The sequence below is a fragment of the Nonomuraea sp. NPDC049129 genome (genome assembly GCF_040648495.1).
In the GTDB taxonomy this organism is placed as follows: Bacteria; Actinomycetota; Actinomycetes; order Streptosporangiales; family Streptosporangiaceae; genus Nonomuraea.
On sequence record NZ_JBEZDU010000003.1, the window covers coordinates 146,854 to 169,974 of the forward strand.

General features: G+C 68.3%; 19 protein-coding genes, 1 pseudogene and 2 riboswitches. Of the genes and pseudogenes, 5 read left to right on the top strand and 15 right to left on the bottom strand.

Annotation, left to right across the window (positions count from 1 at the left end; translation table 11 throughout):
- Positions 1-29: 29 nt before the first annotated feature.
- From AB0B64_RS10100 to AB0B64_RS10120, 5 genes and pseudogenes are all read right to left on the bottom strand, one after another.
- Positions 30-968 carry a TIM barrel protein gene (locus AB0B64_RS10100; RefSeq protein ID WP_357938816.1) on the bottom strand — a complete coding sequence of 313 codons (939 nt, stop codon included), beginning with the start codon at positions 966-968 and terminating at the stop codon, positions 30-32.
- A 316-nt stretch (positions 969-1,284) separates the two neighbouring features.
- On the bottom strand, positions 1,285-3,792 hold the full coding sequence (locus tag AB0B64_RS10105) for an ATP-dependent Clp protease ATP-binding subunit (protein ID WP_357938814.1): 2,508 nt from the start codon (positions 3,790-3,792) through the stop codon (positions 1,285-1,287).
- Between the two features lie 754 nt (positions 3,793-4,546).
- The gene (locus tag AB0B64_RS10110) at positions 4,547-4,879 is read right to left on the bottom strand and encodes an Lsr2 family protein (protein WP_357653944.1); all 333 of its coding nucleotides are present in this window, start codon (positions 4,877-4,879) and stop codon (positions 4,547-4,549) included.
- Positions 4,880-5,389: 510 nt separating this feature from the next.
- On the bottom strand, positions 5,390-5,878 hold the full coding sequence (locus AB0B64_RS10115) for an RDD family protein (protein WP_357938812.1): 489 nt from the start codon (positions 5,876-5,878) through the stop codon (positions 5,390-5,392).
- A 108-nt stretch (positions 5,879-5,986) separates the two neighbouring features.
- Positions 5,987-6,466: pseudogene (locus AB0B64_RS10120) on the bottom strand (RDD family protein); the annotation flags it as partial.
- A 36-nt stretch (positions 6,467-6,502) separates the two neighbouring features.
- On the opposite strand from AB0B64_RS10120, the gene AB0B64_RS10125 reads away from it, so the two are divergent.
- Complete coding sequence (locus AB0B64_RS10125) at positions 6,503-7,387, top strand: hypothetical protein (RefSeq protein WP_357939766.1); 885 nt, start codon at positions 6,503-6,505, stop codon at positions 7,385-7,387.
- Positions 7,388-7,409: 22 nt separating this feature from the next.
- Here AB0B64_RS10125 and AB0B64_RS10130 read toward each other — a convergent pair whose 3' ends face one another.
- The gene (locus AB0B64_RS10130; protein ID WP_357653942.1) at positions 7,410-7,967 is read right to left on the bottom strand and encodes an amino-acid N-acetyltransferase; all 558 of its coding nucleotides are present in this window, start codon (positions 7,965-7,967) and stop codon (positions 7,410-7,412) included.
- 288 nt (positions 7,968-8,255) lie between these two features.
- Positions 8,256-8,416: riboswitch (cyclic di-AMP (ydaO/yuaA leader) on the top strand.
- Positions 8,417-8,421: 5 nt separating this feature from the next.
- Between AB0B64_RS10130 and AB0B64_RS10135 the strand changes: the two genes are divergently transcribed.
- The gene (locus tag AB0B64_RS10135) at positions 8,422-9,465 is read left to right on the top strand and encodes a C40 family peptidase (RefSeq protein WP_358176185.1); all 1,044 of its coding nucleotides are present in this window, start codon (positions 8,422-8,424) and stop codon (positions 9,463-9,465) included.
- Between the two features lie 63 nt (positions 9,466-9,528).
- On the opposite strand, the gene AB0B64_RS10140 is transcribed toward AB0B64_RS10135, so the two are convergent.
- Complete coding sequence (locus AB0B64_RS10140) at positions 9,529-9,741, bottom strand: LuxR C-terminal-related transcriptional regulator (protein ID WP_357653940.1); 213 nt, start codon at positions 9,739-9,741, stop codon at positions 9,529-9,531.
- 577 nt (positions 9,742-10,318) lie between these two features.
- A complete protein-coding gene (gene lysX / locus AB0B64_RS10145; RefSeq protein ID WP_357938808.1) occupies positions 10,319-11,800 on the bottom strand; it encodes a bifunctional lysylphosphatidylglycerol synthetase/lysine--tRNA ligase LysX in 1,482 nt (493 codons plus the stop codon).
- 147 nt (positions 11,801-11,947) lie between these two features.
- On the opposite strand from lysX, the gene AB0B64_RS10150 reads away from it, so the two are divergent.
- Positions 11,948-12,418: a hypothetical protein gene (locus tag AB0B64_RS10150; RefSeq protein WP_357938806.1), complete on the top strand. Its 471-nt coding sequence runs from the start codon at positions 11,948-11,950 to the stop codon at positions 12,416-12,418.
- 64 nt (positions 12,419-12,482) lie between these two features.
- On the opposite strand, the gene AB0B64_RS10155 is transcribed toward AB0B64_RS10150, so the two are convergent.
- From AB0B64_RS10155 to AB0B64_RS10170, 4 genes are all read right to left on the bottom strand, one after another.
- The gene (locus tag AB0B64_RS10155; protein WP_357938804.1) at positions 12,483-13,265 is read right to left on the bottom strand and encodes a type III pantothenate kinase; all 783 of its coding nucleotides are present in this window, start codon (positions 13,263-13,265) and stop codon (positions 12,483-12,485) included.
- Between the two features lie 3 nt (positions 13,266-13,268).
- Positions 13,269-15,791 carry an L-aspartate oxidase gene (locus AB0B64_RS10160; protein ID WP_358176188.1) on the bottom strand — a complete coding sequence of 841 codons (2,523 nt, stop codon included), beginning with the start codon at positions 15,789-15,791 and terminating at the stop codon, positions 13,269-13,271.
- Between the two features lie 116 nt (positions 15,792-15,907).
- Positions 15,908-16,744, bottom strand: coding sequence for a pantoate--beta-alanine ligase (panC, locus tag AB0B64_RS10165; RefSeq protein ID WP_357938800.1), 837 nt, complete (start codon positions 16,742-16,744; stop codon positions 15,908-15,910).
- A complete protein-coding gene (locus AB0B64_RS10170; protein WP_357938799.1) occupies positions 16,735-17,625 on the bottom strand; it encodes a DUF2520 domain-containing protein in 891 nt (296 codons plus the stop codon). Before AB0B64_RS10170 ends, panC begins: the two co-directional genes overlap by 10 nt.
- Before the next feature lie 246 nt (positions 17,626-17,871).
- Between AB0B64_RS10170 and AB0B64_RS10175 the strand changes: the two genes are divergently transcribed.
- A complete protein-coding gene (locus AB0B64_RS10175; protein ID WP_358176191.1) occupies positions 17,872-18,840 on the top strand; it encodes an SAM-dependent methyltransferase in 969 nt (322 codons plus the stop codon).
- Positions 18,841-18,937: 97 nt separating this feature from the next.
- Here AB0B64_RS10175 and AB0B64_RS10180 read toward each other — a convergent pair whose 3' ends face one another.
- Together AB0B64_RS10180 and AB0B64_RS10185 are read right to left on the bottom strand one after the other, a co-directional pair.
- Positions 18,938-20,128: a cytochrome P450 gene (locus AB0B64_RS10180; RefSeq protein ID WP_358176194.1), complete on the bottom strand. Its 1,191-nt coding sequence runs from the start codon at positions 20,126-20,128 to the stop codon at positions 18,938-18,940.
- Between the two features lie 9 nt (positions 20,129-20,137).
- Positions 20,138-20,863, bottom strand: a complete 726-nt coding sequence (locus AB0B64_RS10185) for a TerC family protein (RefSeq protein ID WP_357938793.1) — start codon at positions 20,861-20,863, stop codon at positions 20,138-20,140.
- Positions 20,864-20,965: 102 nt separating this feature from the next.
- Positions 20,966-21,081, top strand: a riboswitch (SAM riboswitch).
- Positions 21,082-21,150: 69 nt separating this feature from the next.
- Between AB0B64_RS10185 and AB0B64_RS10190 the strand changes: the two genes are divergently transcribed.
- The gene (locus AB0B64_RS10190; RefSeq protein ID WP_358176900.1) at positions 21,151-22,410 is read left to right on the top strand and encodes an aminotransferase class V-fold PLP-dependent enzyme; all 1,260 of its coding nucleotides are present in this window, start codon (positions 21,151-21,153) and stop codon (positions 22,408-22,410) included.
- A gap of 82 nt (positions 22,411-22,492) precedes the next feature.
- Here AB0B64_RS10190 and AB0B64_RS10195 read toward each other — a convergent pair whose 3' ends face one another.
- Positions 22,493-23,092: a DoxX family protein gene (locus tag AB0B64_RS10195; RefSeq protein WP_358176197.1), complete on the bottom strand. Its 600-nt coding sequence runs from the start codon at positions 23,090-23,092 to the stop codon at positions 22,493-22,495.
- Between the last annotated feature and the right edge of the window lie 29 nt (positions 23,093-23,121).

Consider the following 23,121-nt stretch of genomic DNA (forward strand, 5'->3'; position numbering starts at 1 on the left):
CCACGAGGTCGGCGGGCACCCGGCCGGGGCTACGCGGCGAGTTGCAGGCCCAGGCCGGTCAGGCTGGTGCGGGCCCAGTCGAGCTGTTCGGCCAGCAGGGACACCAGCGCCCCCGGCCCCTTGGCGCGGCCCGGCACCGCCAGGTTGTGCGTCTCGACCTCGATGTGCGCGCTCCCGCTCACGGCCCCCGACAGCATCGCCGCCATCGTGTCGTACAGCACCGCGCCCGTGCTGGGCGTATCCCCCGTGTGGTTGTGCACGTGCCCCAGCTTGACCACCGGCGCGCCCGCTGCGGCCAGCCCTCGCAGTGCCGCGCCGGGCTCCTCGTCGCCGCAGGCCAGGTGGCAGGCGTCGAGACAGACGCCCAGGTGTTCGGAGTCGATCCCGCACACCCGCTCCAGCGCCTGCTCCGTCGTCTCCAGCACGCAGCCGGGCCAGGGCTCGAAGCCGACGCGGATGGTCTTGCCGGTGACGCTGTAGATGCCGCGCAGCTCCCTGGCCAGTCGTTCGAGCCGCCGGGTGGCGATGGCGTGCAGGTCGGCGGGCCAGTCGTGGCGCCAGCCGATCGGGATGGTGGAGATGCTGCCGAAGCGTACGTCGTCGGGCAGCAGGAACGCGAGGATCTTGGCCAGCGCCATCGTGTAGCGGTAGCGCTCCGGCTTGGCCCAGTCGGGGCCGGGCACCTCCAGGTTGCGCCCGCCGGTGCCGTTGAGGCTCACCACCTCCAGACCGCGCTCCTCCAGCGACCTGCGCAGCCGTACGAGCTCGATGCGGTCGGCGGTCAGGTGGTCGGCCACGCCGGGCGAGAGCCACAGCCCGACGCCCATGCGCTCCACCCCGATCCGCTTGCGCACCGGCACCGCGTAGCGGGTCAGGTGGGCGATCAGGTTTTCCAGGTCCTCCGCCGGGTGTACGCCTGCGTTGTAGGCGAGGTGCACCAGCGTTCCGTCTTGGTGACGCAGACGCATTTAATCCTCCACGGCTTGCATGGTCGTTCCCGTCGCCCGCTTTGGGGATCATGCGGACCTGTCGAGCATGCCTGCTGCCGGGGGGCGCACGCGTCCGCCCTGAGTTGATTCCCTAGTACTCCCCAGGGAGCAGCCCTCATCCTGAAAACGCCGCCTTGGGGACGACTTGGACGAGACTTGGCATTGCTCTACGCAGTGTAGTACTACTCCCGGTGGCGGTGTACCCAGGTTTCCAAAAATTCGGCAACGACGCAGAAACGACGTAACCCCCGTGTGATCCCTCACACGGGGGTTACTAGGTCGAACTTGGGCGCCGTCAGTTCTTGATCGGCGCCGCGATCGCCGCGGCCGAGTCGGGGACCTGGCTGGACGACGCGTCTTCACCGGTGAAGATGAACTTCGCGTTGTCGCCTTCGCCCTCGATCGTGACCTTGACGATCTGCCCCGGACGGAGCTCGCCGTACAGGATCTTCTCCGACAGCGAGTCCTCGAGCTCGCGCTGGATGGTCCGGCGCAGCGGCCGGGCACCCATGACCGGGTCGTAACCACGGTCGGCCAGCAGCTGCTTGGCCTCGGGCGAGACGTCGAGCCCCATGTCGCGGTCCTTCATCCGGGCGTCGACCTGAGCGAGCATCAGGTCCACGATCAGGATGATCTCCGCCGGCGTCAGCTGGTGGAAGACCACGATGTCGTCGACACGGTTGAGGAACTCGGGCCGGAAGTGCTGCTTGAGCTCCTCCTGGACCTTGGCCTTCATCCGCTCGTAGTTGGAGTCGGCGTCGTTGGACTTGGCGAACCCGACCCCGATGCCCTTGGAGATGTCGCGGGTGCCGAGGTTGGTGGTCATGATGATGACCGTGTTCTTGAAGTCGACCACCCGGCCCTGGGCGTCGGTCAGGCGACCGTCTTCCAGGATCTGCAGCAGCGAGTTGAAGATGTCGGGGTGGGCCTTCTCGATCTCGTCGAACAGGACCACGGAGAACGGCTTGCGCCGCACCTTCTCGGTGAGCTGGCCGCCCTCCTCGTAGCCGACGTAGCCGGGAGGCGAGCCGAACAGCCGGGAGACGGTGTGCTTCTCCATGAACTCCGACATGTCCAGGCTGATCAGAGCGTCTTCGTCACCGAAGAGGAACTCCGCCAGCGCCTTGGACAGCTCGGTCTTACCGACACCAGACGGGCCGGCGAAGATGAACGAGCCACCGGGACGGCGCGGGTCCTTCAGCCCGGCGCGGGTGCGCCGGATCGACCTGGACAGGCCCTTGATGGCGTCGTCCTGGCCGATGATCCGCTTGTGCAGCTCCTCCTCCATGCGGAGCAGGCGCTGCGACTCCTCCTCGGTCAGCTTGAAGACCGGGATGCCGGTGGCCGTCGCCAGGACCTCGGCGATGAGCTCCTCGGTGACCTCGGCCACGACGTCCATGTCGCCGGCCTTCCACTCCTTCTCGCGCCGCTCGCGCTTGAGCTGGAGCTGCTTCTCCTGGTCACGGAGCGCGGCCGCCTTCTCGAAGTCCTGCGCGTCGATCGCGGACTCCTTGTCCCTGCGGACGTTGGCGATCTTCTCGTCGTATTCGCGCAGGTCCGGCGGAGCGGTCATCCGGCGGATGCGCATCCGCGAACCGGCCTCGTCGATGAGGTCGATCGCCTTGTCGGGCAGGTAGCGGTCGCTGATGTAGCGATCGGCCAGCTGCGCGGCGGCCACCAGCGCGCCATCGGTGATGGACACCCGGTGGTGCGCCTCGTAACGGTCGCGCAGACCCTTGAGGATCTCGATCGTGTGGCTGAGCGAGGGCTCGGCCACCTGGATCGGCTGGAAGCGCCGCTCCAGAGCGGCGTCCTTCTCCAGGTATTTGCGGTATTCGTCGAGGGTCGTGGCGCCGATGGTCTGCAGCTCGCCACGCGCCAGCATCGGCTTGAGGATGCTGGCGGCGTCGATCGCGCCCTCGGCCGCGCCCGCGCCGACGAGCGTGTGCAGCTCGTCGATGAACAGGATGATGTCGCCGCGCGTGCGGATCTCCTTGAGCACCTTCTTCAGGCGCTCTTCGAAGTCGCCGCGGTAGCGCGAGCCCGCCACCAGAGCGCCGAGGTCAAGGGTGTAGAGCTGCTTGTCCTTCAGCGTCTCGGGCACCTCGCCCCTGACGATCTTCTGTGACAGGCCCTCGACGACGGCGGTCTTGCCGACGCCGGGCTCGCCGATCAGAACCGGGTTGTTCTTGGTCCTCCGGGAGAGGACCTGCATGACCCGCTCGATCTCCTTCTCACGGCCGATGACCGGATCCAGCTTGCCCTCGCGGGCGGCCTGGGTCAGGTTGCGGCCGAACTGGTCGAGCACCAGGGAGGTCGACGGGGCCGACTCCTGCGGGCCGCCCGCGGCGGCCGGCTCCTTGCCCTGGTAACCGTGGAGCAACTGGATGACCTGCTGCCTGACACGGTTGAGATCGGCTCCAAGCTTGACCAGCACCTGGGCGGCCACACCCTCACCCTCACGGATGAGCCCGAGCAGGATGTGCTCGGTGCCGATGTAGTTGTGACCCAGCTGCAAAGCCTCACGGAGCGACAGCTCAAGAACCTTCTTGGCCCGCGGGGTGAACGGAATGTGCCCCGACGGAGCCGACTGGCCCTGGCCGATGATCTCCTCGACCTGCTGACGCACTCCTTCAAGGCTGATGCCCAGGCTCTCCAGAGCCTTGGCGGCTACGCCCTCACCTTCATGGATCAAACCAAGAAGAATGTGCTCAGTGCCGATGTAGTTGTGGTTGAGCATCCTGGCCTCTTCTTGGGCCAAGACGACAACCCGCCTTGCTCGGTCGGTGAACCTCTCGAACATCTCGTCGCTCCTCACAGAGCGGTCAGTCAGGCCGGTAAATCCGGTCCCGTCATCCCGCATGCTAGCCCTGGCTCGGCGAACCGTGCCCACTGCCACTGACACGCTCTATAGCAGAGACGTTCCCCGGGAGCAGGGCGTTCACCCTCTATCCAACTACCGATCGGGGGTTACGTGTTCCCGATACGCCGCAAGCGAACGATGTTTAGGACGCTTCCGTGAAGCGCCTGGAATTGGTCGCCACGGCGCCGGCAGATCAACATGGATCGGCTTGCGGCCGGTGCCGGGGAGAGAGCCCGCCCGCGCATCGCCCATGCCTGATCCGTGAGCCATACGCAAACATCCTATGTAAGGAAGCGCGCCCGCCGCCAATCGATCGTGGTACGGCACCCGCGGGTCGCGGAATCTCGATCGTGCCACGGCACCCGGCAGGCCGCGAAATCCCGATCCCGGCACGGCACACGCGGCCACGAAATCGCCGGTCCGGTCAGCGAGGTTACCGATCCGGGCCATCGCGGTTACCGATCCAGAGCGTCGCCGCACCGGGGAGCCCACACCGGGGCTGGAACGCACCATGCCAGAAAACCGCCCGGAATCGACCGAGCGGGCAGCCCAAAATGATCACATATGGGCGATTAGAAGATCGCCGTCACGAACCGTCCAGCATTTGAGAAGCAGCTATAAATGATCATGCGCTTATGGCGTTCGCCGGGGTTCTTAGGCGAGCGGCATAAGCGCATGGTCAGGAGATGGCTCTCTAGTGAGCTTGTTCGTACTTCTCCACCACGGTAGAGGCGATTCGGCCACGCTCGCTCACCGGCAGACCGTGAGCCTTGGCCCACTGCCGGATCTCCGAGCTCTTCTCGCGGCTCATCGCACGCTGCCCGCCGCGACCGCGCCGACGCGTGGTCACGGCACCGGACCGACGAGCGTGCTGTACGAAAGGCGTGAGCGCGTCCCTCAGCTTCTTGGCGTTAAGGTCGCTCAGGTCAATCTCATAGGAGGAGCCGTCAATAGCGAAGCTGACCGTCTCATTGGCCTCGCCCCCATCGAGGTCATCGATGAGAATCTCCTGGATCTGCTTGGCCATCTACGCAATCCTTTCGCGGAGCATTGTTTCATTCGCCAGGGCAAACATATACCCGGAAAGGCGCGGAGACAATTCAGCGCTACAGAGATTCTGCTGAGCGGCGGCTCAGTTGTGGTTCTCGGCCTGATCCTGGGGGTTTGGACGGCGTCCGGCGGCCTCGGATCGGACCAACTTCACTACGCCAAAGATGAAGGCGGCGCCCACCACCACCGGTGGGATCAGCGCTGACAATACGTCGGTAAGGGCCTGCATTCGTCCTCGCCTCCACAGCGGACGGGGGTTTCGATGGGCGCTTTATCCACAAGCGGCCTGGGCATGAGCGCCCCTCATGCCTCACGAGGTGGACAACCGCCCGCACCCGACCATAGTGGTACATGGATGCCGTCCATGTGCCATGTGCGCCAACATCCGGCAACCCGGACGCCCCATAGCCTAATGCCAGTCTCTCCAGGCTCCTTACCGGATCAAGCGAAAATTTTGCGGAAAGACTTCTCGCCAGGCCCACAAGGGTCAGCGGAGATCTTTGATCACCCGCGTTCCGGCGAGCCGGTCGTGCGGCCCACGCTGCAGCGGCTTGTCGATCAAGATGAGGATCCCGACGCCGAAGACGAAGATTCCGGCCAGCACATTGAGCACCGGAATGCCCATGACCATCGCCGCTCCCGGATAGACCAGGGCTCGTTTCAGCAGAGCACCGCGCCGAAGGCCGCTCGGTTCGAGGCGAATCCTCATGATCGCCTTGCCGAACGTACGGCCGCTCATGGAATGCGCGGCCCAGTCATAGACCGTATATCCCAGCCCACCGAGCAGCCAGGCGAACACGCCGGGCAACCGGCTGTCGAACGCCTCCAGCAACCCGACAGTTCGGAAGCCACCCCACAGCGCGACGAACAGAATGTAATAGAAGACACCGAAGACGAGGGCTTCAATGAGCCGGGCGGCCAGGCGTTCCCACCATTCCGCGGGGACGGCGTCACTCCACGGCGGCAACCCGGTCATAACCCACCTCGCCCCTTCGGCGAACCGACCGCTACCCATTTTGCTGCCGCCCGCACATACAAAACAGAGGCTGACCGCTGGCCAGCCTCTGTTTCGCGTCCGCGAAGACTACTTGATCTTCACAACCACCGTGTTGCTGAACTTGTCGGCGAACGTCTGCTGCAGCGGCTTGTCCCAGAGCTGGGAGGCACCGTTCAGCGCGACGACGATCCCGCCGAGCAGCGACCCGACGAACGGGATGACGCCGAGGATGTATCCACCCCAGGTGCCACCGGCCCGCTTGAGCGCCACGTCGTTAGGCAGGCCGCCCGGAGGCAGCATGGTGCCCGTGGGCACGATCTTGATCCCCATGACCATCTTGCCGACCGTCTGGCCGCTCATCTTGGTCATGAAGAACTCGTAGGCGACGTACACCGCCGTCATCACGATGGCCACCACGATGCCGTAGAGCGTCGGGCCCATCAGGCCGGTCGTGACGCCGGTCGCGGAGTTGTAGCCGGCGAGCAGGATGGCCCCGAAAACGAGACCGATCACCCAGTTCGCGATGCCGAAGATGACACCGTCGATGATCCTCGCCACGAGCCGCTGCCACCACTCGGCGAGCGGGGCCGGGGCGCCGGGCGGTTGGACCCCGTGCGGCTGCGGCTGCCCGTAGCCGGGCTGCTGGCCGTACTGGGGCTGCTGACCGTAGCCGGGCTGGCCGTACTGCTGCTGCTGACCGTAGTCCGGCTGGCCGTACTGCTGCTGGCCGTAGCCGGGTTGCGACGGCTGCTGCTGGCCATAGCCCGGCTGGGACGGCTGCTGCTGCCCGTAACCGGGCTGCTGGCCGTAATTGGGCTGCTGGCCATAGCCGGGCTGCTGGCCCGACGGTGGCTGCTGGCCGTACTGCTGCTGGCCGTAGCCGGGTTGCGACGGCTGCTGCTGCCCGTAGCCCGGCTGGGACGGCTGCTGCTGCCCGTAACCGGGCTGCTGGCCGTATCCAGGCTGGGATTGCGGTTGCTGACCGTAACCGGGTTGCGATTGCGGCTGCTGACCGTAGTTGGGCTGGCCGTACTCGGGTTGCTGACCCGAAGCCTGCTGCTGACCGTATCCGGGTTGCTGACCGTAGCCGGGCTGCTGGCCGTAGTCCGGTTGCTGACCGTAGCCGGGCTGCTGACCGTACTGCGGCTGTTGTCCGTACTGCGGTTGCTGCGGCTGCTGGCCGTAGCCCGGCTGCTGCTGACCGTACTGCGGCTGTTGGCCGTAGCCCGGCTGCTGCTGCCCATAGTTGGGTTGCTGACCGTAGGCGTCGTCCGCCCGGTAGCCAACGACCGTCGCATCCGGGTCGGGCTCGCCATAGGGACGGCCCGTGTTGTGATGTCCGTATTCAGATCCGCCAGGCGCAGAGTTCTCGCCGGATTCGTCCTGTGGATACGGCGGCTGTCCGGTGCTCACCGTGTCACCTCGCTTCGAGTGCGCATGTGGCACGTGTCAGGACACATGCCTGTGCTGCCCAACGTATCGACATAGGTATCAACAATCACCTTTCCCATTAGTCAAGGTCCGCGTCACCCGATGTCAGGTGGAGAAGCATGCGGGTGTTCCCCAGGGTGTTGGGCTTGACGTGTTCGAGGTCGAGGAACTCGGCGACACCCTCGTCGTACGAGGCCAGCAGCTCCGCATAGACCTCGGGTGAGACCGGAGTGCCCTGTACGGGGCGGAATCCATGCCTCGCGAAAAAATCCACCTCAAAAGTCAGACAGAAAACCCGGCGCAGGCCGAGTTCCCGGGCCGTTTTGATCAAGGAAGAGACGATCCGGTGCCCGATTCCGAAGCCTCGGAACTCCGGATCAACGGCCACCGTGCGAATCTCCGCGAGATCCTCCCAAAGCACGTGCAGCGCGCCACAGCCGACCACTTGGCCGCCGCGCTCGGCGATCCAGAACTCCTGCACGTCCTCGTACAGAGTGACGGTGGCCTTCTCCAGAAGCCGGGGCCCGGCGCCCGCGTAGGTGTCGACCAGGAGACGGATCGTCCTGACATCCGGCGTGCGAGCACGCCGGACGACGACTTCCGTGTCCGGGACTGTCACTTCGGCGACCTGCTCCATGGGTCTCCAGCGTACAGATCCGATTACGGCCTCCCCGTAACTCTGACGTCTCTCCCATCTCATGACATCTCGTGGTTGATCGAGCACGATGAGGGATCCCTTGGCCCTCAGGCTTCCATGCCTTGACGAACTTGGTGCAAAAAGGACATAAAGTTTGTCCTGCACCGGCAAGCACGAGATCACCTCGTGACCCTTCGGTTGTGAAACCTCTACAGACTTGGCAGTTCTGGTTGAGCACGAACCCGGAGTGCACTAGTGTCCAGCGACGATGTCACCCACGCGAGCCAGCGTGGAGACGCGCCCAATCCCCGTAAGGGGAGCCGGGGACCCGCCGGTGGCGACCTCATCCCGACGCCACCACCCATGGGGTGAATCCGAGCGAGTCGTTCGGTAGGGCTGCTCCGGCCCGAACCCGTCAGCTAACCCGGTAGGCGCCGATGAGAGGAGCTGGTTGGTGAAGCAGACCCGCGATCGCGAGACGAAGCCGGCGGGCGCTCAGGCCCGCCCTTCTGAGCTCCGGAAGATCCCCACCCGGTTGGGTGTCATCGCGGCGACCATCGCCACCCTCCTCTTCGCCGTACCCGTCGGCTCCGCCGTCGCCGATCCCAAGCCCTCGCTGAAGGACCTGTCCAAGCAGGCCGAGGAGCTCCACACCCAGATCGAGACGCTGAGCGAGGAGTTCAACGGCCAGCGGGAGAAGCTCAAGACAGCCAAGAAGTCGGCTGAGGCGGCCAAGAAGACGCTGTCCACCAGTGAGGCCGATCTGGCCGCGAAGCGCGCCAAGGCCGCGCTGCTGGCCCAGAACGCCTACATCAACGGCGGCTTCGGCCAGGCGCTGGCATTCGGCACCTCCGACGACCCCGAGAGCTTCCTCGACCGGGCGGCCACCACCTACGCGCTGGAGCAGCAGCAGGGCTTCGAGGTCAACCAGGTGACCACGGCCAGGCAGGCCGCCGAGCAGGCAAGGGCCAGCGCCAAGACGCGCATCGACGAGGTCGAGAAGATCGTCGAGGGCCTCGGCACCAAACGCGACAAGATCACCAAGCTCGTCGCCAAGGTCGAGAGCAGTCTCTTCAAGCGGGCGATCGGCGAGGCGGGCCGTCCCGGCACCCGGGCCACGCGGGTCGACCTGCCGGTCATCGGCGCCGGCAAGGCCGCCACGGCCGCCAGGTGGGCGCTCACGCAGCAGCTCAAGCCGTACGTCTGGGGCGCCGAGGGGCCGACCTCGTACGACTGCTCCGGCCTCGTGATGGCGGCCTACCAGCGGGTGGGCATCTCACTGCCGCACTACACCGGCGACCAGTGGACGGCCGGACGGCACATCTCCAAGGAGGAGCTGCGCGCCGGCGACCTGGTCTTCTTCTATGGTGACCTGCACCACGTCGGCATCTACATCGGCGGCGGCATGATGGTCCACGCGCCGCAGACCGGCGACGTCGTACGCATCGCGTCCATCGCCCGCCGCCCGTTCGCGGGCGCCGTACGCATCGCCGACTGACCTCCGGACACCACGACAAGCACTCTGACAGCTGGGGCCCGGGCGGCTGGGCCGGTCGAACGGTCAGATGAGCTGGCGGCGGGCGGCCCAGGCCACGGCCTCGATCGCGGTGGCGACGCCGATGCGGTCGCAGATACCCCGAAGTCTCCGGCGTACCGTGCGTCCACTGATATCCAGTCGTCTGCCAACCCGATCAACCGTGACCCCCTTGGCAAGCTCCGCCAGCAACGCCAGATCCGCGTGGCTAAGCTCGACGCTCTCAGTGAGCACATACATCGGGAGCCCTCCCCCCAACAGCAGAACTCGAGACGTCTATGTCCGAGCAGAGCTGCAGCTCGTCTCGCAGACGGTAAACGCATTCTGGAAAGGTCGTCAAGCCAGCGGATACCGCCCTCTGACCATCGCCATTGACATGATCGGCTGTATGTGAAGTACTCGCCATATGTCGGCACACTTCGGGGCCCGATGAAGGATCACAGGCGCCCTTACAACGGCTCCAGCCCGCTCCCCAAGAGCGCCGCGAACCTGCTGAGCGCCGAATCCGTAAAACGCGAATATTCTTCGCATTCAATATGCGAAATATCGGAAATGTGGCTGCTTAGGGCAGTCTTTTGTACCCCCGCGCCGCCGGGTCGGCAGCGCCCGCCAAAGACCATGAACGGTTCATGCGCCAGAGGGAGAAGCCACTCGGCGCAGGCGGCCGGGAGATGCCCGCTCCCCGCGTTAAGGGACTGGCGAACGCCGCCGCCCGCGTTCTCCTACTCGCCGCAGGAGATCGGGCCGCTGTCAACCCGACAGCGGCCGGTACGGCCCGGCGTGGGAGCCGGGCCGACACTCTTCGGCGGCAGGCGGGTCAGTGGGTCGGCTTGACCAGCGGGAACAAGATCGTTTCCCGGATGCTCTTGCCGGTGAAAGCCATGATCATCCGGTCGATCCCGGCCCCCATGCCACCCGTGGGCGGCATGGCGTACTCCAGCGCCTGCAGGAAGTCCTCGTCCAGCTGCATGGCCTCCGGGTCGCCCCCGGCGGCCAGCAGCGACTGCTCCACCAGGCGCCGGCGCTGCTCGACCGGGTCGACGAGCTCGGAGTAGGCGGTGCCCAGCTCGGTGCCGAACCCGATGAGGTCCCACTTCTCGGTCAGCAGCGGGTTGTCGCGGTGCTGGCGGGTCAGCGGGGAGGTCTCCAGCGGGTAGTCCATGACGAACGTCGGCTGGATGAGCGTGTGCTCGACGAGGGCCTCGAAGATCTCCTGGACGAGCTTGCCCTGGCCCCACTTCGGGTCCCAGTGGATCTCACGCCCGTCGGCGAGTTTCCGGACCTGCTCCAGCGGGGTCTCCGTGGTGATCTCCTCGCCGAGCGCCTCGGACACCGCCCCGTACAGGGTGATGCGCGGCCACTCGGGGATGCCCAGGTCCACCTCGACGCCGTCGTGGACGACCACAGAGGTGCCCAGAGCGGCCACGACGGCCTTCTGGTACATCCGCTGGGTCAGGTCGGCCATGTCGTTGTAGTCGAGGTAGGTGCCGTACGCCTCGATCATGGTGAACTCGGGGTTGTGCGTGGAGTCCGCGCCCTCGTTGCGGAAGTTGCGGTTGATCTCGAAGACCTTCTCGATGCCGCCGACCACGAGCCGCTTCAGGTAGAGCTCGATCGCGATGCGAAGGTAGAGCTCCATGTTGTACGCGTTGATGTGGGTCTTGAACGGCCGGGCCGCCGCGCCGCCGTGGATCGGCTGCAGCATGGGCGTCTCGACCTCGAGGTAGCCCTCCTCGTGCCAGAAGTCGCGCACCGCGCGCACCGTGGCGCTGCGGACGCGGGCCATCTCCCGGGCCTCGTCGTTGACGATGAGGTCGACGTAGCGCTGGCGTACGCGGGCCTCGGGGTCGGTGAGGCCGACGTGCTTCTCCGGCAGCGGGCGCAGGCACTTGGCGGTGATCTGCCAGCGGTCGGCCAGGATCGACAGCTCGCCGCGGCGGGAGGTGATGACCTCGCCCTCCACACCCACGTGGTCGCCCAGGTCGACGTCGCGCTTCCAGGCCGCCAGCGACTCCTCGCCGACCTTGTCGAGCGAGATCATCACCTGCAGGTCGCCGCTGCCGTCGCGGAGTGTGGCGAAGCAGAGCTTGCCGCCCACGCGGTTGAGCATGACGCGGCCCGCGACGCCGACCTTGTCACCGGTCGCGGTGTCCGGGTCGAGGGCCTGGTATTTCTCCCTGACCTCCGCGTTGGTCGCCGTGCGGGGAAAGGTCACCGGGTAAGGATCGACGCCCTCACTGCGAAGGCGGTCGAGCTTCTCCCTCCGGATGCGCATCTGCTCGGGAAGTTCGTCGCTCACAGCATCAAAGAGTAGGGGATATGGCGAACTGCAAGGGCTCGTCACCTCTCTGCAGGGTGACTGCAAGAGCTCTCCCGTACCAATGACACATCGAGCTCAGGGGGGAACCGGCAAGGCGCCGGCCCAGGGGGAGCTCAAGGAGAGATCATGATGAAGAAGCTCGCGACCGGCCTCGCCGCCGTCGCCGCCACGAGCGCGCTGGCCTTAGCGCTGCCCTCGGCCGCCAGCGCCAGCACCGCGGACTCCGACTCCTGGGGCCCGGTTTACTCGCAGCACTACCAGGCCAAGGCCTCCGGCTGGGTCAGCGTGGACTGGAACGACGACGACCACGAGTCGAACACGATCACCGTCAAGGGCAAGCTCTGGGACCTGGACCACCGCAGCTACGACGAGGGCGGCAAGTGCGCGTACGTGAAGTTCCAGGCCAGCGACTTCGACGACAACTGGTCGACGGTCTACACCAAGAAGTACTGCGGCTACCCGGCCTTCAAGCGCTTCTCCTTCGACAGCGACGACGTCTCCAGCCTCCGCGTGAAGGTCTGCCAGATCGACCTCCACGGCTCCTACCCGCGCAACTGCGGCAGCTGGAGCGACCTGTACACCGGCGACTCCGAGTAACCGGCCAGGTAGCGACAGTCCACGAACGCAAGCGGCCCCCTCACCCGAGCGGGGGGCCGCTTGTTCATGTCGTGTTCCGGTTGTAGATCAGCCGCAGGCCGATGAGCGTCAGCCACGGCTCGTGCACGTCGATCGAGCGCGACTCGCCCACTACCAGCGCCGCGTGCCCGCCGGTGGCCACCACGGTCACCTCGTCGGGGTCGTCGGCCAGCTCGGCCGTCATCCGCTCCACGATGCCGTCGACCTGGCCCGCGAAGCCGTAGATGATGCCGGCTTGGAGCGCCTCGACGGTGTTCTTGGCGATGACCGAGCGCGGCCTGACCAGCTCCACCTTGTGCAGCTGGGCGCCCGCCGCCGCCAGGGCGTCGACGGAGATCTCGATGCCGGGCGCGGTGACCGCGCCGATGTACTCGCCCTTGGCCGACACCGCGTCGAACGAGGTCGCGGTGCCGAAGTCGACGATGACGCAGGGGCCGCCGTACTGGTCGATGGCCGCCAGTGCGTTGACGATGCGGTCGCTGCCGACCTCCTTGGGGTTGTCCATGCGGACGGGCACGCCGGTACGTATGCCCGGCTCCACGATCACCGCGGTCACGTCGCCGTAGTAGCGGCGGCACATCTCGCGCATCTCGTTGAGCACACTCGGCACGGTCGAGCAGATCGCGATGCCGCTGACATCGGCTCCCTTGAGCAATGGAGACTGGGCGAGCAGCCCTTGGAGCACGACCGCGATCTCGTCGGCGGTGCGGCGGGCGTCCGTGGCCAGCCGCCAGTGCTCGATGACTTCCTCGCCCTCGAACAGGCCGAGCACCGTGTGCGTGTTGCCGACGTCGATCGTTAGCAGCATCGATTACCCCCGTAGATCCAGTGCGATGTCGAGGGCCGGCGCCGAGTGCGTGAGCGCTCCCACCGCAAGGTAGTCAACGCCAGTTTCGGCCACAGCACGGGCCGATTCCAAGGTCAACCCTCCACTAGCCTCAAGCTTCGCCCGATTTCTCACGATGTGGACGGCTTGGGCGGTCTCCTCGACCGTGAAGTTGTCGAGAAGGATCTCCTCGGCGCCTTCTTCGAGCACCGGGCCGAGCTGGTCGATCCGGTCCACCTCCACCTCGATCGGCAGCTCCGGATAGCGCTCTCTCACCGCGCGGAACGCCTCGGCCACGCCGCCGGCGGCCACCACGTGGTTGTCCTTGATCAGCGCCGCGTCCGACAGGGACATCCGGTGGTTGACGCCGCCGCCACAGCGCACCGCGTACTTCTCCAGCGCCCGCAGTCCGGGCAGCGTCTTGCGGCTGTCACGCACCCTCGCCCGGGTGCCGCTGACCGCCTCGACCCACCTGCCGGTCAGTGTCGCGATGCCGGACAGGTGCGTGAGCAGGTTGAGCGCGGTGCGCTCCGCCGTCAGCAGGCCCCTGACCGGGCCCTCCACGGTCATCAGTACGTCGCCCGCCCGGACGCGCTCGCCGTCCTTGGCCCGCCGCTCCGTACGGGCCGCGCCCAGCCGGACGAACACCGCCTCGGCCACGGCCAGCCCGGCGACGATGCCGTCCTTGCGGGCCACCACGTCGGCGATCGCGCGCTGCTCCGCCGGAATGGTGGCCAGGCTCGTCACGTCGCCCGCCTCCTGCAGGTCCTCGGCGAGCGCCCGGTCGATCAAGGCGTCGATCTCCGCCGGATCCAGCCCGGCGGCGGCGAGCTCCTGCGCCAGTCGCGGCGGCGTGGTGTCGCCGTGCGGCGTGTACGTCATCTGGGGCCCCTCCTCGGTCAGGGTCACGTCCAGGTGGCCCAGCCAGTCATTGTCGTCTCGGTCGGGGAAGTCCTCTCGCCAATGCGAGCCGCGGGTCTCCAGCCGGGCCCGGGCGGCGCCGACCAGCACGGTGGCGACGGTCAGCAGGTTCGTGGCCTCCCACGACTCCGTACACGGCTGGACCTGGACCGGGGTCCAGCGGGCGTCGCGGAGCGCCCGCGCCGTCTCCGCGAGCGACTCGCGGCTGCGCAGCACGCTCGCTCCCCCGCTCATGCGGGCCTGGACCTTGGTACGGATCCGCGGGTCGGCCAAGCCCGTGGCCGCCCGGCTCGCGACCACCTCGCCCGGCGCCTCTTTCGGCTGCACCGACGCGTGGATGTCCGCGGCGATGCGTTCGGCGAAGACCAGGCCCTCCAGCAGCGAGTTGGACGCGAGCCTGTTCGCGCCGTGCACGCCCGTGCACGCGACCTCGCCGCACGCGTACAGGCCCTCGATGGAGGTACGGCCGTGCAGATCGGTCCTGACCCCGCCGCTGGCGTAGTGGGCGGCCGGGGCGACGGGGATGGGCTCGGTGGCCGGGTCGATGCCGTGCTCGCGGCAGACCGCGTAGATCGTGGGGAAGCGGGTCTTCCACCGGTCCGCGCCGAAGTGGCGGCCATCGAGGAAGACGTGGCTCTGCCCGCTCTCGCGCATCGTCCGCATGATGGCCTTGGCGACGACGTCGCGCGGGGCCAGGTCGGCCAGCTCGTGCACGCCGTTCATGAACGCGCGGCCCTCGTGGTCGACCAGGAAGGCGCCCTCACCCCTGACCGCCTCGGAGATCAGCGGCTGCTGCCCGGTCGACTCCTCGCCGAGCCACAGCACCGTGGGATGGAACTGGACGAACTCGATGTCACGCACCACGGCCCCCGCCCTGAGCGCGAGCGCGACGCCGTCGCCGGTGGAGACGACGGGGTTCGTGGTGGCCGCGTACACCTGCCCCATGCCGCCGGTGGCCAGCACGACCGCCCGCGCGTGCACCGCGCCCACGCCGTCGCGGGCGCCCTCGCCCATGACGTGCAGTGTCACGCCTCTGGCCCGGCCGCGCGCGTCCGTCAGCAGGTCGAGGACCAGCGCGTGCTCGATGACCTCCACCGCGCCCGCCCTGACCGCCTCGGCCAGCGCCCGCTGCACCTCGGCCCCGGTGGCGTCGCCGCCCGCGTGCACGATCCTGTCGCGCCGGTGGCCACCTTCCCGGGTGAGCTGGAGCTCGCCGTCGGGGGTCCGGTCGAACCGGGCGCCGCGCTCCATCAGCCGCCGCAGCGCGCCCGGCCCCTCGGTCACCAGCGTCCGTACGGCCCGCACGTCGCACAGGCCCACTCCGGCGATCAGCGTGTCGCTCAGGTGCTCGTCGGGACTGTCGCGCGGGTCGAGCACCGCCGCGATCCCGCCCTGGGCCCACCGGGTCGACCCGGACGAGAGTACGTCCTTGGTGACGACGAGGACCTTGGCCGCGGGATCCAGCTCGGCATAGCGCAGGGCCACGGTCAGCCCCGCGATGCCGGAGCCCACGACGACCACGTCCGCCTCGGCGATCCAGCCGGGATCGGGGGCCGTCAGTCGGAGGGGAATCGCCGGTGCACTCATGGAGTCTCCTCATTGAGGCGATTTCGTCAACATGACGATAACCCACGGGCGAAGGTGGTGCCTCCGGGGGGTGGCTCAGTCCTCCAGGTACGCGTAGAGCTGTGGCGATGCCTCTGTCAGGCCGGATCGAGCGACAGGACGGCGTTGTCGATCAGCCGGGTGGTGCCGACCTTGGCGGCCACCGCCAGCACCGCCTCGCCCCGGTAAGACTCGCTCACCTCGGCGAACGTGGCCGGATCGACGAGCACCAGATAGTCGAGCGCGAGTTGGGGAGCCGCGCCCTCGAGCACGGCCAGCGCCGCCGCCCGGATCCTGGCCGGGACGGACTCCGCCGCGCCCGCCCGCAGGGCCCTGGAGAGCGTCAGGGCGACCTGCCGCTCGTCGGCGGACAGGTAGCGGTTGCGGCTCGACAGCGCCAGGCCGTCGGGCTCGCGGACGGTCGGCGCGCCGACGATGTCGATCGGCAGGTCGAGGTCGGCGACCATCCTGCGGATCATGGCGAGTTGCTGGGCGTCCTTCTGCCCGAAGACCGCCACGTCGGGCTGGACGAGGTTGAACAGCTTGAGCACCACCGTGAGCACACCGTCGAAATGGCCGGGCCGGACGGCGCCCTCGACGATCGTGCCCATCTCGCCCGACTGGACGCTGACCTGGCGGCCGGCGGGGTACATGTCGTCGACCGACGGGGCGAAGACGACGTCCACGCCTTCGGCCCGGCACGCCTCCAGGTCCGCGTCGAACGTCCGCGGATAGCGGGAAAAATCCTCGTTTGGCGAAAATTGCAGAGGATTGACGAAGATGCTGACCACGACGTGGTCGGCGCGTACGCGGGCCTCGCGGATCAGGGAGCGGTGACCCTCATGCAGCGCACCCATGGTGGGCACCAGCGCGACGCTCCCCTCGCCGCGCGCTTTGACCAGGTCGGTACGGTTCTTGGCGACGATCAGGTCCATATGTTGCCTCCGAGCGCGTCGAGCAGGCGCTCGGCCTCTTCGGGCTTCAGCAGCCCCGCGGCGAGCGCGCGGTCCGCCGTGAGCCTAGCGAGGGCGATGTAGGCGTCGGCCGCCTCGGGTGCCGCCAGGATCAGCGCGTCGACATGCTTGCGTACGGTGCCCGCGTCGCCCCGCACCACGGGACCGGTCAGCCCGGCGATGCCGAGCCGCAGCACGTTGTCGAGCGCCGCGCCGAGCAGCGGGCCGAGCATGATGCCCGGATGCTCCACGCCGATGCCCCGCAGGAGCTCCTGCGACTCGGCGATGAGCGTGACCATGTGGTTGGCCGCCCCGGCCAGGGCCGCGTGGTAGAGGGCACGGTCGGAGTCGGCGATCCAGACCGGCTCGCCGCCCATCTCGATGACCAGCGCCTCGGCGATGGGCCTGAGCGTGTCGGGCGCCGTCACGCCGAACGAGATGCCGGTGATGCGGTTGAGGTCGTCGTCCCGCCCGGTGAACGTCATCACCGGGTGGAGCGCGAGCGGCAGCGCGCCCGCCCTGGCGGCCGGCTCCAGCACCGACAGCCCATACGCGCCGCTGGTGTGCACGAGCAGCTTGCCCTGGAGGTCCGCGCCGGTCGACGCGAGACCGTTGACCAGATCGGGCAGCGCGTCGTCGGGCACGGTGAGCAGGATCAGCCCAGCCGTCTTGACGACCTCCTCGGGCCGCGTCGGCCGTACGCCGAGTCGCTCCGCCGCCCACCGGTGCGAGGCGTCGGAGACCCCGCTGGCGGCGACCACGTGGTGCCCGGCCTGCGCCAGTGCGGCACCGAGCACCGAACCCACCTTGCCCGCGCCCAGCACGCCCACGGCCAGCCGCGCCGGCCGATCCCCTGCGTCCATGACGTCCACCCCTGTCGACCCTGATGGCACTGCCGCCCAGAGTAACGGCCGCTCGCGACTACGTACGTGACCAGGCTTTTGCCGCATGTTGAGTTACCCACAAAAGGGACAAGGGCATACAAAACCTGCACCCCCTGTCGGAAGAGATGAGGAGAGGGGTTCATCTCGTGGTGGCGGGCGCCGAGTTGACGACCCGACGCCCGCGTTGATCTACGGGGGGGCTTACTTCGTGAGATAGTCCAGGGCATGTGGCTCACGTGGCGCGCCGCGATGCAGTACGCGCTGTACGGCGAGGACGGTTTCTACCTCCGTGAGCGCCCTTCGGGCCACTTCCGTACGTCGGTCAGCGCCTCGGCCGCCTTCGCCGACGCGGTTCTGGCCCTGCTCACCCAGGTCGACGCCGACCTCGGCGCCCCGGAGAGCATCGACCTGGTCGACATCGGCGCCGGAGAGGGCGCCCTGGTGGCCCGCGTGCTCGACGCCGCCGAGCCCGGGCTGCGCGCCAGGCTCAACATCACCGCCGTCGACCTCTCGCCCAGACCCGACGACCTGCCCAAGAGCATCGACTGGCGCCCTCGGATCCCCTCCGTCATCACCGGGCTGGCGATCGCCAACGAGTGGCTGGACAACGTCCCGCTCGACGTGGCCGAGCAGACGGCCGACGGGCCGCGGCTGGTCCTGGTCGACACCGAGACGGGTGAGGAACGGCTGGGCGACCCGGTGCCCGACTCCGACCGCGCCTGGCTCGACCGGTGGTGGCCGTCGCTGGGCCGCATCGGCTCGCGCGGGGAGATCGGGTGCCCGCGCGACGCCGCGTGGGCGGCCGTGGTGACCCGGCTCAGGAGGGGTCGCGCGGTGGCCATTGATTATGCACACCCTGTGGATAACCGTCCGTGCCATGGCACACTCACCGGCTACCGAGATGGTGCGGTCGTCGCGCCCATCCCCGACGGCACCTGCGACATCACCGCTCACGTGGCGCTCGACGCGTGCGCGGAGGCCGGTCGGCGGGCCGGTGCGATATCCACAGGCTTGTCCACACAGCGCGATGCGCTAAGGGCTCTGGGGGTCACCGGCACGCGTCCGCCCATCGATCTCGCGCATGCCGATCCGACGGCTTATCTCCGAGCCCTGGCCCGCGCCTCGGAGGAGGGCGAGCTGATCGACCCGAGAGGGCTCGGCGGCTTCGGCTGGCTCGTCCAGGAACGCCGGTGACCCGTCGGCGAAGGACCTCAGCCACGACGGACCGGCTACTTCCGCTCCCCCGGAGGGGGTTCCTGCCTAGGGATCCCAGCCACGACGGACGGCCGCGCTAACCCGTCGTCAGGTCGAGGGACTTCAGGCCGCGGATGACGTAGCCCGGCTTCCATTCCGGCTCGCTGGCGAGTTCCAGCTTCGGCGCCCGCTCCAGCAGGGCGCCGAACGACTCGATCAGCTCGATGCGGGCCAGCGGCGCGCCCAGGCAGAAGTGGATCCCCGCCCCGAAGGAGATGTGCGGGTTGTCCGGCCGTCCCACGTCGAGCCGGTCAGGGTCGGCGAACACCGTCTCGTCGCGGTTGGCGGAGCCGAACAGCAGCGCGACCTCGGCCCCGCGCGGGATCTCGACCCCGTGCACCGCGATGTCCTCCAGGACCCACCGCTCGAACATCTGCAGCGGCGTGTCCCAGCGCATCAGCTCCTCGACGGCCGTGGGCAGCAGGCTCCGGTCCTCGCGCAGGCGTACCAGCTCGGCGGGGTTCCTGAACAGGGACCACCAGCCGTTGCCCGTCACGTTCACGGTCGCCTCGTGTCCGGCGTTGAGCAGCAGCACGCACGTACCGACCAGCTCGTCCTCGGTGAGCTCCTCGATCGCCGCGAGCGCGCTGATCAGGTCGTCGCCCGGTCGTACGGCACGCTCGCGGGCCAGGTCCGCGAGGTAGGCGGCGAACTCCGCCGCCGCCTTGGCGGCCAGGTGCTGCGACTCCATGCTCGGGTTCAGCTCGTACATCCGGCAGATGTCGGCCGACCAGGGGCGCAGCAGGTGCCGGTCCGCCTCGGGTACGCCGAGCATCTCCGCGATGACGGTCACCGGCAGCGGCTCGGCCACCTCGGCGATCAGGTCGCCGCCGCCCTTCTCGACGAACGCCCCGACCAGCCCCTCGGCGATGGCCCTGACCCGGGGGCGCAGCGACTCGACCATGCGCGGGGTGAACGCCTTGGAGACCAGCCGGCGCAGCCTGGTGTGCACCGGCGGCTCGACGTCGAGCATGCCGGCCCTGGTCACCCGCCAGAACGGCTCCTGGAACGCCGGCTCCTCCGGCCTGCCGAACTCCTCGTGCGTGGCCACGTGGAGGTAGGAACGGCCCAGCCGGCGGTCTCTGAGCAGCGCGTTCACGTCCGCGTGCCGGGAGATCAGCCACTGCCCCGTCGGCTCGAAGTAGCTGACGGGGGCGTCACGCCTCAGCTCCGCGTACGCGCCGTAGGGGTAGGCAACAAAATCCGGATTCCAGGGATCGAAGCGCACTTTTTCATCTTATGAGGAGGCTTGCTTGGCGTGCCTGCTCCGCATCCGGATGTTGAGCAGCTCCACGATCACCGAGAACGCCATCGCGAAGTAGATGTAGCCCTTGGAGATGTGCTGGCCGAGCCCCTCGGCGATGAGCACCACCCCGATCAGCACCAGGAACGCCAGAGCCAGCATCTTGATGCTCGGATGCTTGTCCACGAACCTGCTGATCGGCCCGGACGCGAACAGCATGACCAGCACCGCCACGATCACCGCGGCGATCATCACGCCGAGCTCGTCCACCATGCCCACGGCGGTGATCACCGAGTCGAGCGAGAACACCACGTCCAGCACCATGATCTGCACGATCACCGAGGCGAACGAGGTGACGGCCCGTCCCTTGCCGCCCTCCTCCTTCAGTTCCATGCTGTGCCCGATCTCGGTGACGCTCTTGGCCAGCAGGAACAGGCCGCCCAGCAGCAGGATCAGGTCGCGCCCCGATATCCCGTGGCCGAAGACCTCGAACAATGGCGTGGTCAGCCGGACCACCCACGACAGCGCCAGCAGCAGGAGCAGCCGGCTGATCAGCGCCGCGGCCAGGCCCATGACGCGGGCCCGGTCGCGCTGCTCCGGCGGCAGCTTCCCGGCCAGGATGGAGATGAAGATGATGTTGTCGATACCGAGAACGATCTCTAGTGCGACCAGGGTGAAAAACCCGATCCAGATCTGAGGGTCGGCCACCCAGTCCAGCATTAGGTACTCCTCACAGCAGGGGTTTCAGTTACCAACGAGGCAGGGGCCGCATAAGTTCGCGGTTGCGATTCATGGCCGGGTGTCGGTTATAGTGCGGATGTAGGTCATGAGTGCCAGCGCACAGCCCCGGCTTGCTGGCCGGCAACCCTCGCGTCCGCGGCGGGGTGCCCCGGGTGAAGACCTGGTCCGCCACGAGGTGTGGTGGGCAAGCGCGGGCTCGCTGGGTGTTCCGGGGGTCCGATGGCCCCAGGAGGTTCGCCGTGTCCACGTTGACGATCTTCAGCTCCCTGCCCGCTCAGGCCACCGACGCGCCGGCTGCCGAGCGCGCCCGTCTGATCCCCGCCGTACTGGGCGCCGATCTGGAAGTGCCGGTCAAGGGCGGCAGGCTGGTGACGTACGCCAACCTCGACTACGCGGCGAGCGCCCCCTGTCTGGAGCCGGTCAGTGCCGCCGTCACCGCCGCGCTCCCGGCCTACTCCAGCGTGCACCGCGGCGCGGGCTACGCCTCCCAGCTCACCACCGCCCGCTACGAGCAGGCCCGCCACACGGTCAGGGCCTTCGTCGGCGCCCGCCCCGACGACGCCGTGATCTTCACCCGCAACACCACCGACGCGACGAACCTGCTGGCCCGCTGCCTGCCCGAGGGCACGACCGCGGTCGTGTTCGACACCGAGCACCACGCCTCCCTGCTGCCCTGGAAGCGGTCCGTACGGCTGGCGCCGCCCGCCTTCCCCGGCGAGGCCGTCCGCGCCGCCGACGAGGCGCTGGCCGGGATCGACGGCCCCAAGCTGCTCGTGGTCACCGCCGCCTCGAACGTCACCGGCGAGCTCTGGCCCATCGCCGCCCTGGCGCACATCGCGCACCGCCACGGAGCCCGCATCCTGGTGGACGCCGCCCAGCTGGTGCCGCACCGGCGGCTCAACCTGACCGCGCTCGACCTCGACTACGTCGCCTTCTCCGGGCACAAGCTCTACGCGCCCTTCGGGGCCGGGGTGCTGGTCGGCCGGCGTGACTGGCTCTCCTCCGGCGAGCCGTACCTCAAGGGCGGCGGCGCCGTACGCTCCGTCGACGAGGACATCGAGTGGCACGAGGACGCCGAACCGCGTCACGAGGCGGGCACCCCGAACGTCCTGGGCGCCATCGCCGTGGCCGCCGCCTGCGACGCGCTCAGCGCGACCGGCTGGACCGAGCTGGTGCGCGAGGAGGAGCGGCTCATCGCCCGGCTCCGGTCCGGCCTGGCCGCGATCGAGGGCGTGCGCGAGCTGTCGCTCTGGGGGCCGGACCAGCCGCGCGTGGGCATCGTCTCGTTCGTCGTGGACGGGCACTCGGCGCGCGAGGTGGCCGAGGTGCTGTCGGGCGAGTACGGCATCGGCGTGCGTGACGGCAAGTTCTGCGCGCACCCGTTCGTCCGGCACCTGCTCGGCACCGCCGATGGCGGCTGCGAGGACGACACGGCCTCCGCGGTCCGCGCCTCGATCGGCATCGGCACCACGGAGGAGCACGTGGACCGCCTCGTAGACGCCCTCCGCGACCTCGCCGCCCGCTGAGGTCACGGACGCGGCACGACAGCCGCCGCGTCGCCGCCCGCTGAGGTCGCGCGATGGCGAACCTTCGCGCGGCGGGCTGAGGTCAGGCGCTCGGCGAACGTCCGCGTGACGGCTCGTCGGCGACGACGTCATCGACGTTCCGCATGTCACCGCCCCGGGCGGTCGGTGGCACCGGCCTGGGGGCGGTGTCCGCCTCCGATGGGGCCTCCGGCCTGATGGAGGTGGCCGGCGCGTGGCCGGCGAGATCCTGCTCGGCCGCGCGACGCTCGGCGCGCCGCCGGTAGCTGTTGTGCAGGATGCCGTCGATGCCGAGCCGGCCGCCGCCCACAGCCACGAGCAGCAGGCAGGCCACGGCCAGCCCGCCGGCGAGCTCCCAGCCGCCGTTCTGGATCAGGACGCCGTGGGCGCCGTGGACGAAGATGATCGCGCCCAGCATGTCGACCACCAGCCCGAGGGCCGCCAGCCGGACCAGCAGGCCGATGATGAGCAGGACCCCGCCGACGGTCTCGACGAGAATGGCGAACCCGGCCGAGAGCCACGGCAGCGGTATTCCCATCTGGTTGAAGGCGGCGGCCGTGACCGGTACCCCGATCTGCATCTTCTGCCACCCGTGGGTCACGAAGATCACGCCGATCGCCACCCGCGAGATCAGAGCGGCAAGATCGAAAAGAATTCTTTGCACGGTTTTCTCCCCCCGTTCCCGATGTTCCT